The sequence below is a fragment of the Tenacibaculum haliotis genome (genome assembly GCF_025215075.1).
GTDB classification, from domain to species: domain Bacteria; phylum Bacteroidota; class Bacteroidia; order Flavobacteriales; family Flavobacteriaceae; genus Polaribacter; species Polaribacter haliotis_B.
In genome coordinates this window covers 81,214-96,570 of record NZ_JAOBTH010000021.1, presented here as the reverse complement: position 1 = coordinate 96,570, position 15,357 = coordinate 81,214, and the positions used below count along the sequence as shown (strand labels likewise).

The window sequence follows — 15,357 nt, the reverse complement described above, 5'->3', positions numbered from 1 at the left end:
CTAAAAAAATGATGTTTATTTTAAGTTTTCATTAACATTTAACTCAATTTTTACTCGTAATTTTAGCATCGAAACAAAAACAAACCAATTATCATGAAAAAATTAGTTTTAAGCTTATTTGTAGCTGCACTTACGTTAACTACAAATGCACAAATAAAAACTCCAGCTCCTAGCCCTTCTTCTAAATTAGAACAAACTGTTGGATTATCAGATGTTACAGTTGAATATTCTAGACCAGGAATGAGAGGAAGAACTATTTTTGGAGACTTAGTTCCTCACGGAAAAGTATGGAGAACTGGAGCAAATGAAAACACTAAAGTTACTTTTAGTACGGATGTTACTATTGATGGTAAAGAGTTAAAAAAAGGAACATACGCTTTATATACTAAACCAGGAAAAACTTCTTGGGAAGTAATTTTTTATACGGATGCAACTAACTGGGGAACTCCACAAAAATGGGATGCTAGTAAAGTAGCTTTATCTACAACTGTAAAGGCTGATATGATGCCAATGAAAATAGAAACTTTTACAATTACTATTGACGATATTACTAATAGCTCTGCTGTTTTAGGAATGTTATGGGAAAACGCTTATGTTGGTGTAAAATTTAACACACCTACGGATAAAGCTGTTGAAGCTAGTATTGCTGCAACTATGCAAGGTCCAAAAGCTGGTGATTTTTACTCTGCTGCTGTATATTATTTACAGAGTGGTAAAGACATTAAAAAAGCGGCAACTTGGATTAACAAAGCAGTAGATATGACTAAAAATCAACCTCGTTTTTGGTATTTACGTCAGCAATCTTTAATCTTAGCAAAAGCTGGAGATAAAAAAGGAGCTGTTAAAGCTGCAAAAGCATCTTTAGCTGGTGCTGAAAAAGCAGGTAATGCTGATTATATTAAAATGAATAAAGAGTTTTTAGCTAAAATGTAATACTACATATTTAAAAACATATTAAAAAGACTGTCTTATAAGGCAGTCTTTTTTGTTTTATTATAATTTTACATTCTCTTTATAAAAACAAATAGTAGTTTTGTTATATGAAAAAATCAATAGCCATTATTGGAGGTGGATCTTCTGCTCTCTTTACAGCAGTTTTTTTAGATTCAAATAAATTTGATATCACAATTTATGAGAAAAAAAAATCTATTGGGAGAAAGTTTTTAGTCGCTGGTGATGGTGGATTTAACCTTAGCCATGGTGAGCATATTGATAAAATGATTACCCGTTATACACTTACTTCATTTCTTAAAAATGCTTTATTAAACTTTACGAATGAAGATTTACGTAACTGGTTGTTATCTATTGATATTCCAACTTTTGTAGGAAGTAGTAATCGTATTTATCCTGAAAAAGGAATTAAACCCATTACAGTTCTTACCAACATCAAACAGTTTTTAATTGATAAGAATATACAATTCGTATACAATTATGAATGGAAAGGTTGGAGTGATAAAAGTGAATTGATTTTTAATGACAATAAAATTGTAAGAGCTGATTACACTATTTTTTCATTAGGTGGCGCTAGTTGGAAAATTACTGGATCAGAAGGTAATTGGGTAGATAATTTTAAGGAGAAAGATATAAATACACTTCCTTTTTTACCTGCTAATTGTGCTTATAATATTAATTGGAAAGGTGATTTTATATCTAAAAACGAAGGACAGCCTTTAAAAAATATTGCACTTTCTTGTTTAGATAAAAAACAAAAAGGAGAATTGGTTATTACAAAATTCGGATTAGAAGGAAATGCTATTTATGCATTGAGTCCGCAAATACAATCGCAACTAACTGCTAACAAAAAACCTGTTATTTATTTAGATTTAAAACCAACTCTTGAATTAGCAACAATTCAAAAAAAAATAAAGGACTCTCATTTAAGAATAACTGATATTCTTAAAAAAATACTGAGGTTAAGTTCACCTCAAATTGCTCTTTTAAAAACTATTTTAACAAAAGAAGAATACATCAACAAAAATAATATTGCTAAAAAAATAAAAGCGTTACCTCTTGTAATCGAAGCGGCTGCAACTTTAAACGAGGCTATTTCAACTACTGGAGGAATTTCTTTAAACGAAGTCAACGAAAATTTCGAGTTAAAAAAACTCAAAAATAATTATTGCATCGGTGAAATGTTAGATTGGAACGCGCCTACCGGAGGTTATTTATTACAAGCCTGTTTTAGTATGGGAACTTATGTTGCAAAGCATTTGAATGAAAAAGAATAATCCTTTTTAGGTCATTCTTAATTTATTTCAAAATCTCATCTATCATAGCACCCAATGCTTATGCGAACCTGAAACAAGTTCAGGTTGACGTATTCGATATCTTTTTAATTTCTATTTATATCAGAATAACTAAACTACAATTATTACTTATTTCTTATTTAAAAATGGTTGTAATAAAGAAGCTATTAAAATTACCAATCCGCAACCCAAAGCATTTAACCATAAGAAAGGTAGCCAATCTGCTTTCCAAACATAAATAATAATTAACTGAGTGATAATTGCGGCTATAAAAACGGCATTCGATTTCACAAATTTAAAGAAGAAAGCTAATAAGAATATTCCTAATACATTTCCGTAGAAAATAGAACCGATAATATTAACTAACTGAATTAAATTATCAAATAAATTGGCTACACAAGCAACGGAAATTGCTAAAAGCCCCCATCCTAAAGTAAACCATTTGGTCATTTTAACATAATGCTCTTCACTCCTATCTTTTGATTGATTTCTTTTATATAAATCGATAACAGTGGTTGATGCCAATGCATTTAACTCGGATGCTGTAGATGACATTGCTGCCGATAAAATTACCGCCAACAACAAACCGATTAATCCTTTTGGCAAATTGTGCAATATAAAATGGATAAAAACATAATCTTTATCATTCGTTTCTACTTGAGTGTTTGCTTTTGTAATAACTGCTTTTGCTTCTTTTTTTATCGATTTATCTTGTTCATTTAAAGCTTGTAATTGTTTTTTATTTTCGTCGGATAATCCATCAAAAATCAATGCTTTTTTCTGATTTTCAATCTGGATATGTTTATCACCTAAAGCCTTATACTCTGATGCATATTGAGAATTTTCAACAGCTTCTTTTGCCTTCGGATTAAAGTTTAAAGGCGAAGTATTAAATTGATAAAAAACAAAAACCATTACCCCAACCAATAGTATAAAAAATTGCATAGGCACTTTTAACAATCCGTTAAAAATTAAACCTAACTGACTTTCTCGAACCGATTTTCCTGATAAATATCGCTGAACTTGACTCTGATCGGTTCCGAAATAAGAAAGCATTAAAAATGTTCCTCCTAAAATACCTGTCCAAACTGTGTAGCGATTATTTAAATCCCAAGAAAAATCTAATACTTGCATTTTATCCGAAGCTCCGGCAATTTCTAACGCTTTTGTAAATGTAATTCCGTCAGGTAAATATTGTAATATCAAATAGAAGGCAATAAACATTCCTGCAAAAATTACTGCCATTTGTTGTTTTTGAGTAACACTTACGGCTTTTGTTCCGCCAGAAACAGTATAAATAATTACTAAGAATCCGATGATTATATTTAATGTAATTAAATCCCAACCTAATACAGCTGACAAAATAATTGCAGGCGCAAAAATGGTAATTCCTGCTGCTAAACCTCTTTGAATTAAAAATAAAATAGCAGTTAAAGTTCTTGTTTTTTTATCAAAACGCCCTTCTAAATATTCGTACGCTGTATATACTTTTAATCGATGATAAATCGGGATAAATACCAAACAAATGATGACCATAGCAATTGGCAATCCGAAGTAAAATTGTACAAAACCCATTCCGCTATGAAATGCCTGTCCTGGTGTAGATAAAAAGGTAATCGCACTTGCTTGTGTTGCCATTACTGATAAACCAATTGTCCACCATTTACTATCACTTCCTCCTTTAATATAATCTTCAGCGTTTTTTCTTCCTCTAGTTTTCCAAACTCCGTAAAAAACAATAAATGATAATGTTAACGAAAGTACTACCCAGTCTATAGTTTGCATATTCTAATTCGTATATAAATTTGTAATAATATAAAATAATGCGATGTAAACTATATTTGCAATCAACACTACTGTATATTCTTTTTTCCAAGTATATTTTTGTGAATCCATTTATTTTGTTGGTTTTGCATAAAAGTCAGCATCAAATGATGCTTCACTTAATAAAGGTAATACAAATTTGGTAGGTTCTCTTGCTGGCTCAGTAGGATTACCATTTTCATGTTTTTTATACCACGTTAAAGATTTAGGTAATAAAAACCCGTTAACGTTTTGCCAATCGTTATATCTAATAATACTCTTTTTATTTGATGCTTTTTTACTGTGATACGTAACTGTATAAGCTAACCAACTCATTTCGTTGGTAGTTTCATCGTAATAAATAAAATAATTATCATCTGGTGATGAACCTACATTTGCATTGTATGAAATTTTAAACCCTGGATATTTTTTTCCTTCAAACTCTAATGGTTTTGTTTCTGAATATACAATTCCGTCATCTGCCAAAACAAAAGGCATTGTATAAAAATAAAAATATAGGTTATAATAAAAATTAGGATCTTTTTTATACTTCGTAGTATCTGAAACCCAAACGTTTTTACCATCATAACCTAACGAATATTCTTTCGAATTGATTACTGCTTTTCTTGAATGTAAATCCGTAGTATGTTCCTCTCCTTTTAAACCATACGACAATGTTTTCATTTTACGCCAATTATCAATACCTCCATGTTTTTGAAAAACTTTAGCTAATTTTTCAGGATATTTAGCAACTGATTTTTCTTCTTTAACAACTTCTTTTTTTGATTCATTTTTACAAGCTAAAGAAATTACTGCAATTACTATTAATAAGACTATTTTTTTCATTTTTTTATGGATGTTTTATTACTATAAAATACAGTCGAGTATTAGCAGTAAACTTACACAACTTCTATGAATTTATAAAATAAAAAAGCATCCGAATTCGGATGCTTTTTTATTTTATAAGTTTATTATTAATGACATTTAAATTTTTGATTGATAGGTGTACAACTCAAAATATCTCCCTTGTTTTTTTATCAACTCGTCATGTGTACCTCTTTCTACTATCGAACCAGCTTCAATCACCAATATTTGATCTGCTTGTTTAATAGTGCTTAATCTATGCGCAATTACAATAGTTGTTCTTTCTTTTATTAATTCGGATAAACTTTTCTGAATCAATGCTTCACTTTCGGTATCTAAACTAGAGGTAGCTTCATCTAAAATAATAATTTTAGGATTTGCTAAAATGGCTCTTGCAATTGCCAAACGCTGACGTTGTCCGCCAGAAAGTTTTACACCTCTTTCACCAATTAACGTATTTAATCCGTCATCAAAACGATCGGTAAATTCATTTACATACGCTGCTTTTACAGCATTTTGTAATTCTTTTTCAGTTGCATCTGGTCTTGGGAATAAAATGTTTTCTCTTATTGATCCTTCAAATAAAAACTCATCCTGTAAAACGACTCCTAAATTTTTACGGTAACTGCTTAATTTAACTTTTGACATATCGTAATCATCAATCGATACTTTTCCTGATTTTGGATTTAAAAAAGTCGCCGATAATCCTGCAATGGTAGATTTACCAGAACCAGAACTTCCAACCAATGCTGTTACGGTTCCTTTAGGTACTTTAAAACTAATATTATTTAGTACCTGTTTTCCTTCTTCATATGAAAAAGAAACATCGTCAAATTTTATGGCTCCGTTTACATCTTTCAACTCAATAGTTCTTTCTGCATCATCTTCCTCAGCTTCCATGTTCATCAACTCTTCGGTTCTATCTAAACCTGCTAAAGCCTCCGTTAATTGACTTCCGATATTACTCATTTGTACAATTGGCGCAATCATTAAACCTAATAAAAAAGTAAATGATAAAAAATCTCCAACGGTTAATTCACCCATCATAATTTTATAACCACCAATTCCCATAATTCCTGTAGAAGCAATTCCTAATAAAAAAGTTGCCGAACTTGTCATGATTGCCGTTGCTGTTAAACTCTTTTTTACATTCTGAAACAAAAGAGCTACTCCTTTTTCAAAAGATTCGTTTTCTTGTTGCTCTGCATTAAATGCTTTTATGACTCTTACACCTGCTAACGTTTCAGTTAATCGTCCTTTTACCTCAGCATTAATTACACCTCTATTTCTAAAAATAGGCCTGATATATTTAAATGCTTTTAAAGCAACTAACCCGAAAATAATTACAGGTATTAATACAAACAGCGTCATTGACCAACTTATGTTTATCAATAAAATTAAAGAAATTATGGCTGTGATTGACCCTCCAACTAATTGAACCAATCCGGTTCCTATTAAATTACGAACCCCTTCTACATCACTCATAATTCGAGAAACTAAGGCTCCTGATTTTGTGTTATCGAAAAAACTAATGGGTAAAGACAAAACTTTCTTTTGCACTTTTGCGCGCAATTCTGAAATTAAATATTGTGCTTGTACACTTAAAATACGTGTTAATAAAAATGAAGTTATTGCTTGAATTAAAATAGCTGCGCCAACAACAAATAATAAGCTGTATAACGCATTGTAATCTTTATTAGGAATTACATCATCTAGCAGTGATTTAATTTTTAGTGGAGCAACCAAACTTGCCAACCTACTTATTACTATTAAAACTAAACCAATTAAAACTAAGTTTTTACGTGGCCAAATAATAGTTTTAAATGCTTTTCCTATTGATACTTTAGGTTTCTTTTTGTTTTCTTTTGATGAGGTATGTTGCTGCATGTTTTTTTATTGAAGATACTATTTATCGTCAAAATATATGCCATTTACAATAAGCCTGACACAATTACAAAATACAATTTAAAAGTACTTTTATTTTAATTTTATCAACCTTACTTTATCTAAAACAACCATAATACAATACGTTACATCTATTTCATGCCATCTTACACCACCAAAATTAGCACGACCACCATTAGCATGGTGATTATTGTGATACCCTTCGCCCATCATTAAAAAATCGAATGGTAATAAATTTTTTGAAGTGTCGCTTACTTTAAAGTTTACATAACCATAAATATGTGCAAACCAGTTTATAATTACTCCGTGTATTGGTGCCATTAAAAAAGCTACTGGTAAAAACAACCATTGCCACCAAGCAGTTGCAAAAAACATAAAAAACACAACGTATAATGCTCCCCAAGTTAATCTAGAGAACTTTGAACTTGCAAAATTGTCAAAGCTTTTCCATTGTGGTACATTTTTGGTAAATTTTTCTTCAATTGCTATTCTTTGATTATTGATATCTTGATACATATTTTTAGTACGCCACATCATACTAAATAAATTACTATCGTATTTAGGTGAATGCGGATCTTTCTCGGTATCGGCATACGCATGATGCATTCGGTGCATTACACCATAACCATAAGCACTTAAATAATTAGAACCTTGTGTTAACCAAGTTAAAAAGAAGCACACTTTTTCTCCAAAATTTGACATTTTAAAGGTTTGATGTGCTGAATATCTATGCAAAAAGAAGGTTTGAAAAAACAACCCTGAATACCATAAAATTATCATGAAAATTACTATCACCATTCTTATAAAATTAGCTTACAAAGAACCAATTTTAGTATCGCAAAAAAAATGAACCTAAGTTAAGTAATTCGCTTTCTAATTCGGCTTAAAGCCTGCGCTGTAACACCTATGTATGAAGCAATATATTTTAGTGGAATTTCTTTAATTAGCTTAGGACGTTCATCAAATAAATTAAGGTAACGTTCTTCGGCTGTTTCATTTAATAAGGATTGCTCTCTTTTAGATTTTATTAAAAATAAACGTTCTGATGATAATCTTCCTAAAGTATTTCCTATGGACGTTTTTTTATAAACCTCTTGTAAGTCTTCATAAGACATGCTCCACATCTCTACATCCGTAAGTGTTTCTAATTCATATAACGAAGGCAATTGCGTTAAAAAAGAATCGTAAGCACTTACAAATTCATTATTAAAACAAAATCCAAAAGTAGTTTCTTTATCTTCTTCTTCTTTCGGAATAAAAAAACGTACAATACCCTTGTCAATAAAAGAAATAGACCTTTCTACTTCTCCTACATTTAAAAGTTTTGTACGCTTTTTTACTTTTTTTAGTTTTAATCTAGCTGTAAAAAAATTCCAATCATTATCATTAATTGTTAGTGATTTTTCTAGATATGTTCTAATATTTACAATGCTCATCTTGCTATATTATCAATAATACATAACTTAAATTATTATGTCTATTTTTTTTGCAAGATACAACGCATTATTTTAGTCAATTATAAAGACTTAACAAAACCTTTTCTTTTAATATCCTATAATTTTTAATATGCTTTAGATATAAATATCTTGCATCTTCATGCTCATTTAAATAAAATAAATCACAAGCAACATCATCACATTCATTTAGTTTTTCTGTTTCATTTCTAATACTATGTAGCTGAGTTAAAATATCTGAGTTTTTTTTTATCATCAATAATAAATCATCTCTTAAGTCTTTCTTTTTAATTAAATTAGATGCTATTTTAGCTAACCTATCACATTCTTCCGTTACATAGTTTACATGAGAAATCCACACATCTAATTCTCTAAAACTTCGACTTTGAAGAATCTGTGTTTCAGTATCATAATTAACATACTTATTTGATTGCATAATCTTATGTTTTTATATTTTTTGAATATCTAAAACCCGTAAACGTTTTATTCCTCCAGGAAACTCCCATTGAATTACATCTCCCTTTGCATACCCTATTACTGCAGCTCCCATTGGCATAAGGATTGATACTTTTTTTTCAGCTATGTTACTTTTTAAGGGTACTACTAATTGAAAAGTATTGTTCCAATCATTATCTTCTGAACTCACCGTAATTAAAGAATTAAACCTAACTACATCTAGATACATTTCTTTTTCATCAAGGAAAATTGCTTCTTTTAATTCTTCTCTTAACTTTAAAATATGGTTTTTAACTGTAGCTTCATTTTGTTTTTCTTCTATATTTAAAAGCTGTTTAAGTAAAAGAAACTCATTTTTTTCAATCACTAACTTTTCATATTTCATTTCTCTAAATTTTATGGAAAAATTCCACGTTGTACATAAGCTCTTTCTATACGTTCTATAGCGATTACATAAGCTGCTGACCTCATATCTAACTTTCTGCTTTCTGACATGTTTAAAACTTTAATAAAAACTTCTCTCATTTTTTTATCAAGCTTTGCCATAATTTCGTCAAGCTCCCATAATTCTCCGTTCCTATTTTGTAACCATTCAAAATAACTACCAATAACACCACCTGAATTACATAAAATATCGGGAATAATTGAAACCCCTCTTTCTAACAACATTTTTTCTGCTTCAGTTGTCGTTGGTCCGTTTGCTCCTTCTGCAATTAAAAAAGCTTTTATTGTTGATGCATTTTCTTTTGTTATTTGATTACCTAAAGCCGCTGGAATACAAATATCACAATCCAAACTAAAGAAATCTTCTTTAACTACTTTTTCTGATTTAGTAAACCCAACTATACTTCCTTTATTAAATTTTGTATACTCAAATAAGTCGTTTACATTAATTCCTTTAAAATTTGTAATAGCTCCAAAGGCATCTTGAACTCCAACCATTTTCGCACCTTCTTTTTCTAAAAAATGAGCTGCCCAAAAACCAACATTTCCAAAGCCCTGAACAATAAATTTTTTATCATTAAGATTTACATTTTTTTGTTCTGCCCAAAATTTTATATTTAAAAACACACCGTATCCTGTAGCTCTATCTCTACCTTCTAAACCTCCAGAACCAACAGGCTTCCCTGTTACAACATGTTGATTTTTTGATCTTTCTGCAGGTGCTTTTGTAGACATATACGTATCTGCAATCCAAGCCATTGTTTGCGCATTTGTATTTACATCTGGTGCAGGAATATCGTGTTCTGGGCCAATATTATCTCCTAAAGCAAATGTAAAACGCCTTGTTATACGCTCTAATTCTGATTGAGAATATTTCTTTGGATCCATTTGAATTCCTCCTTTTGCTCCACCATAAGGTAAGCCAGTTAAAGAAGTTTTCCAAGTCATCCACATTGCTAATGCTTTAACGGCATCTATATCTATTGTTGGATGATACCTTAAACCTCCTTTGTAAGGTCCCAATGCATTATTGTGCTGTACTCTATATCCTTTAAAAATTTCTACCTCTCCGTTATCCATACGAACAGGAAAGTGAATAATTAATTCGTTATTTGTTATCCCTAATATTTTTTTAATATTTGGATTCAAGTTCACCAAATCTGATGCAGCATCAAATTGCTTCATAACATTCTGAAGCATTCCTTGTTTTGGCTCTTTTTTCTGTTTTAATCTTGTTGTTAAAGTCATTTTTAATTAAATAAGTTCTAATTCTTTTTTGCTTTTTACCGCATTAAAATTAATTGCCTTTGTAGTTGTTTTATTTTCTGATACTTTTTCTTGCATAAACTCACTACAAGACCAAATAAAAACTTTATTTGATGTTAAGTTACAAGAATTAACATCATTACAAGTACTACATAAACTTCTTTCATTAGTGTCCATAAATTATACTATTTTGAATATCTATTATCTATTGACAATAGACATACCAAAAAATAAAATAAATTAAAAATAAACACGTAAAACACTAAAATACAGACAACTACTTATTTAAATTATTTTTACCCAAAACACATCGTGCGAGTAAAAATTACCCACATGATACATTTATACTCATTTTTTACTTTAACTTTTCTCGAAGTGTTTTTCTATCTATTTTAAGAATTTCTGCAGCTTTTGTTTTATTATTATTTGTAGCTGCTAGAACCTGAATAATGTAATTTTTTTCAAACTCTTTTAAAGATATTAACTCTTGAGTTTTAGAAAAATCAATTTGATACTTTACATAATCTGGAAGGTGCTCTATCTCCACCGAGGTATCACACATAATTACTCCACGTTGAATTACATTTTCTAATTCTCTAATGTTTCCTGGCCAATGATATCTTTTAAGTATATCTAATGCTTCTGAACTTATTCTCATGAATCGATCTTTATATTCAACCCCGTATTTAAAAAGGAATTTTTCAACCAATAATGGTATATCAGAAACACGTTGTGCTAAAGTAGGAACATCTATTTGCACAACTGTTAACCTATAATATAAATCTTCTCTAAATCTACCTTTTTTAATCAGCTCTTGTAAATCTATATTCGTTGCCGCAATTACCCGAACGTCTACTTTTTCTGTTTTTTGTGAACCAACTCTTACTACTTCCTTTTCTTGTAAAACTCTAAGCAATCGCAACTGTGCTGCCAAAGAAGCATTTCCTATCTCATCTAAAAACAAAGTTCCTTTATTAGCTGCTTGAAAAAAACCTGACCTGTTTGAATCTGCTCCAGTAAACGCCCCTTTTACATACCCAAATAATTCTGATTCTAATAAATTTTCTGGAATACCGCCACAATTTACAGCTATAAATGGTGCCGAGGAAAATTTACCCATATAATGTATAGAACGCGCTACCAACTCCTTACCTGTTCCGCTTTCTCCAGAAATAAATACTGTTGCTTTATTATTTTTAAGCCGTTCAATTACATCTGTAACTTTTTGAATTGCAGGTGAATTTCCTATCAATTCTCCATAAGAAGTTTTTTTAGGTTCTTCATCTTCAATTTTAACCGTTCTTTTTAATTTAGATTTATTTTCTAATGATTTTAATATTGCTGTTTTTAATTCCTCTTTTGTAAATGGTTTTGTAATATAATCTACTGCTCCTGATCTCATTACTTCAAGAGCCCCATTAATAGATGGAAAACCAGTTACAACTAGTTTAGGGATTTTCGGAAAATGTTCTGATGTATATTTTATCAACTCTAACCCATCAACACCTGGCATTTGCAAATCTGTAATTAACAAATCAATAGGCTGATCTTTTAATATCTGCAACGCTTCTTTTACAGAAACTGCTTTGTAAGTATGATAATTTAACGATTTTAAATGACGTTGAATAAGTTCTAATATATGAATATCATCATCAACAATTAAGATATTTTCTTTGTGTAGCATTGCTTATTTATTTCGGGAAATTAATTACAAAAACAGTTCCTTTTGGTTTGTTTGCTCTATATTTTATAGTTCCTCTATGGCTTTTCACAATTCCATGAACAACACTTAATCCTAAACCAGAACCTTCTCCGATGGGTTTTGTAGTATAAAATGGATTGAAAATATTATCTGCCGATTTTAATGAAATACCTATTCCTTCATCTAAAATTTTTAACCATATTTCTTCGTTCATTTCCTCTATAGAAACTTTAATTTTTCCATTAATAGGCGAAAAATAAATTGCATTAATAACCAAATTAAAAATTACTTGGGTTAATTGAATTTTATCAACTTTTAATTGAATATTTTTTTTATTAAAATAAAACTCACTTTTAATATTTTTTTTTCTAAAATTTGGTCCTAACAAACTTATTGCCTCTTTTATAATAGGCACACAGTTTATTAGTTCCATTTGTTGCGGCATTTCGCAAGAAAAAAACATTAATTTCTTAACAACTTCCCTAGAATAAATAGCACTATTTACAACTTTACCTAGGTCTTTCATTGCTACTTTATCATTTTCAAATCGTTCTTGCAAAAGCTCTGTAAAGCCTAAAATATTAGCTAAAGGTGTATTTAATTCATGAGCGATTCCTGCAGTAATTTCGCCTAAAATAGACAATCTATCTACTCGTTCCATTTGTCTTTTAGCAAGAATATCTTTCTCTTTAATTTGTTTACGCTCAAATAAATCACCTATTTCAGAGGCTATTTTATTAAGTAACTGTTTTTCTTCTTCTAAAAAAGCATTTTGAGAAAACTCTACTTTTGAATATCCTACTTTTATTGAACCAAAAACTTCTCCAAATACTTTTATTGCCGAAATAATAAAAATAGCTTCTATATTTTTATTTCCTGATAAAACAGTATATTCATTTGTTTCAATTTCTACAAAAGCAGCATCTGGGTAGCGGATGGAAGTTACCACGTTTGAGGCGATTCCTTTTAAAAGCTTTATTATGTTTGTAAAATCACTATTACGAATTAAAGAGCTAACATTATACAAACATGTTAACTCTTTAATGCGTTCTTTTAGTTTATCTTCTATTGATATAATTTCCATTGTAGCTATAATATGACTAACTACAAATTTAATTCTTAAAAAATAATTCTCACTTAAAAAACACCAAAATAGTATTTAAGCTTACAATCTATTATCAATAATACTTTGTACTACTTCAGGGTTTAACAAGGTTGAAACATCTCCTAAATTATCCAATTCATTATGTGCTATTTTACGTAAAATACGGCGCATAATTTTTCCTGATCGTGTTTTTGGTAATCCAACCGTAAATTGAATTTTATTCAATTTAGCTATTGGACCAATATGTTCTGTAATTATTTGATTTATTTCTGTTCGTAAATTATTATGATCTCTACCTTCACCAACATCTTTTAAAATTACATAACCGTACAATGCATTTCCTTTTACATCGTGCGGAAAACCAACAATAGCACTTTCTGCTACCGCAGGATGTTCATTTATGGCATCTTCAATAGGCGCGGTTCCTAAATTATGTCCCGATACAATAATTACATCATCTACTCTACCTGTAATTCGGTAATAACCAACCTCATCACGCAAGGCACCATCGCCTGTAAAATATTTGTTATCAAAAGCTGAAAAATACGTTTCTTTATAGCGTTGGTGATTTCCCCAAATTGTTCTTGCCATACCTGGCCAAGGGTATTTTACACACAAACGTCCATCTACTTGATTTCCTTTTACTTCCTCTCCCTTTTCATCCATTAATACCAATTGTACTCCTGGTAAAGGTAAAGTTGCGTAAGTTGGTTTGGTTGGGGTTATATATGGTAGCGGAGAAATCATCATTCCGCCTGTTTCAGTTTGCCACCAAGTATCTACAATTGGAGATTTCTTTTTACCTACATTATCATTATACCAATGCCAAGCTTCTTCATTTATTGGTTCTCCTACAGTTCCTAAAACTTTTAAGGATGACAAATCATATGTATCTACAAATTCTAGCTTTTCTTTTGCTAAAGCTCTAATTGCCGTTGGAGCAGTGTAAAACTGATTAATTTTATGTTTTTCTATGATTTCCCAAAAACGTCCAAAATCAGGATAACTAGGTACACCTTCAAACATAACTGTTGTGGCTCCGTTTGCTAGTGGACCATATACGATGTAACTATGTCCGGTAATCCAACCAATATCTGCCGTACACCAATACACATCATTTTCCTTATAATTAAATACATTTTTAAAAGTATAGGCTGTATAAATCATATAACCAGCAGTAGAATGTACCATTCCTTTCGGACTTCCTGTTGAACCTGATGTATATAAAATAAATAACGGGTCTTCTGCGTCCATTATCTCTGGCTCACAAACATCAGAAGCTTTATCTATTAAAGGTTGCAACCACTTATCTCGTCCTTCTTTCATTTGAATCGTTGAGTGAATCCTTTTCGCTACTAATACTGTTTTAACTCCTTCACAATCTACCAAAGCTTCATCTACAATTCCTTTTAAATCAATTGTTTTCGCTCCGCGGAAAGAACCATCCGAAGTAATTACCATTTTTGCTTCACAGTCGTTTACTCTTGTTGATAAAGCTGTTGCCGAAAACCCAGCAAATATTACAGAATGTACCGCACCTATCCGAGCGCAGGCTAATACTGAAACTGCTAATTCAGGAATCATTGGTAAATAAATACAAACTCTATCTCCTTTTTTAATACCGCTTTCTTTTAAAACATTGGCAAATTTACATACTCTTTTGTGCAACTCTTTATATGAAATATGCACTGCTTTTTCATTTGGACTGTTTGGTTCGAACAATATTGCTGTTTTATCTCCTCGTATTTGTAAGTGACGATCGATACAGTTTTCGGTAATATTTAACTTTGCTCCTTCAAACCATTTTATTTCAGGTTTTAAAAAATCATACTCTAAAACTGTATTCCATTTTTTTCGCCATACAAAATGTTCTTCTGCTATTTCTTCCCAAAACAACTCAGGGTTTCGTACCGATTTACGATATACCTGAAAATATTCTTCTAAATTTTTAATATGATAGTTACTCATTATGCTGTATAATTATGAAACACTAATTTAAGATTATTCTATAATAATCTTCTTTTTTTTCTACTTATGACAACATTTCATAGATAAAACACTTATTAATTGATTTTCCACTGTTTTATTTTCAACTTTTTCTAAATTAAAATA

General features: G+C 30.4%; 14 protein-coding genes. 2 read left to right on the top strand and 12 right to left on the bottom strand.

Annotated elements, in window-relative coordinates; translation table 11 throughout:
- Positions 1-93: 93 nt before the first annotated feature.
- Positions 94-933: a DUF2911 domain-containing protein gene (locus N2251_RS02800; RefSeq protein ID WP_260585191.1), complete on the top strand. Its 840-nt coding sequence runs from the start codon at positions 94-96 to the stop codon at positions 931-933.
- A 107-nt stretch (positions 934-1,040) separates the two neighbouring features.
- Positions 1,041-2,228 carry a BaiN/RdsA family NAD(P)/FAD-dependent oxidoreductase gene (locus N2251_RS02795; RefSeq protein WP_260585190.1) on the top strand — a complete coding sequence of 396 codons (1,188 nt, stop codon included), beginning with the start codon at positions 1,041-1,043 and terminating at the stop codon, positions 2,226-2,228.
- Positions 2,229-2,375: 147 nt separating this feature from the next.
- On the opposite strand, the gene N2251_RS02790 is transcribed toward N2251_RS02795, so the two are convergent.
- The 12 genes from N2251_RS02790 to acs all read right to left on the bottom strand — a co-directional run bounded on the left by N2251_RS02790 (position 2,376) and on the right by acs (position 15,213).
- Complete coding sequence (locus N2251_RS02790) at positions 2,376-4,031, bottom strand: sodium:solute symporter family protein (protein WP_260585189.1); 1,656 nt, start codon at positions 4,029-4,031, stop codon at positions 2,376-2,378.
- A gap of 111 nt (positions 4,032-4,142) precedes the next feature.
- The gene (locus tag N2251_RS02785; RefSeq protein ID WP_260585188.1) at positions 4,143-4,895 is read right to left on the bottom strand and encodes a DUF6503 family protein; all 753 of its coding nucleotides are present in this window, start codon (positions 4,893-4,895) and stop codon (positions 4,143-4,145) included.
- Between the two features lie 138 nt (positions 4,896-5,033).
- A complete protein-coding gene (locus N2251_RS02780) occupies positions 5,034-6,800 on the bottom strand; it encodes an ABC transporter ATP-binding protein (protein ID WP_260585187.1) in 1,767 nt (588 codons plus the stop codon).
- 90 nt (positions 6,801-6,890) lie between these two features.
- Positions 6,891-7,616, bottom strand: a complete 726-nt coding sequence (locus N2251_RS02775) for an acyl-CoA desaturase (RefSeq protein ID WP_260585185.1) — start codon at positions 7,614-7,616, stop codon at positions 6,891-6,893.
- 59 nt (positions 7,617-7,675) lie between these two features.
- Positions 7,676-8,248, bottom strand: a complete 573-nt coding sequence (locus N2251_RS02770; RefSeq protein ID WP_260585212.1) for a Crp/Fnr family transcriptional regulator — start codon at positions 8,246-8,248, stop codon at positions 7,676-7,678.
- Between the two features lie 82 nt (positions 8,249-8,330).
- The gene (locus tag N2251_RS02765; protein WP_260585184.1) at positions 8,331-8,708 is read right to left on the bottom strand and encodes a hypothetical protein; all 378 of its coding nucleotides are present in this window, start codon (positions 8,706-8,708) and stop codon (positions 8,331-8,333) included.
- A gap of 12 nt (positions 8,709-8,720) precedes the next feature.
- A complete protein-coding gene (locus tag N2251_RS02760) occupies positions 8,721-9,113 on the bottom strand; it encodes a GreA/GreB family elongation factor (protein WP_260585183.1) in 393 nt (130 codons plus the stop codon).
- A gap of 11 nt (positions 9,114-9,124) precedes the next feature.
- Positions 9,125-10,420 (bottom strand): Glu/Leu/Phe/Val family dehydrogenase, encoded by a 1,296-nt coding sequence (locus N2251_RS02755; protein WP_260585182.1) that lies wholly within the window; start codon positions 10,418-10,420, stop codon positions 9,125-9,127.
- Positions 10,421-10,426: 6 nt separating this feature from the next.
- On the bottom strand, positions 10,427-10,615 hold the full coding sequence (locus N2251_RS02750; RefSeq protein ID WP_260585181.1) for a hypothetical protein: 189 nt from the start codon (positions 10,613-10,615) through the stop codon (positions 10,427-10,429).
- Positions 10,616-10,793: 178 nt separating this feature from the next.
- Positions 10,794-12,122, bottom strand: a complete 1,329-nt coding sequence (locus tag N2251_RS02745) for a sigma-54-dependent transcriptional regulator (RefSeq protein ID WP_260585180.1) — start codon at positions 12,120-12,122, stop codon at positions 10,794-10,796.
- 7 nt (positions 12,123-12,129) lie between these two features.
- Positions 12,130-13,224: a sensor histidine kinase gene (locus N2251_RS02740; RefSeq protein WP_260585178.1), complete on the bottom strand. Its 1,095-nt coding sequence runs from the start codon at positions 13,222-13,224 to the stop codon at positions 12,130-12,132.
- An 81-nt stretch (positions 13,225-13,305) separates the two neighbouring features.
- Positions 13,306-15,213, bottom strand: a complete 1,908-nt coding sequence (gene acs, locus N2251_RS02735; protein ID WP_260585177.1) for an acetate--CoA ligase — start codon at positions 15,211-15,213, stop codon at positions 13,306-13,308.
- Positions 15,214-15,357 lie beyond the last annotated feature (144 nt).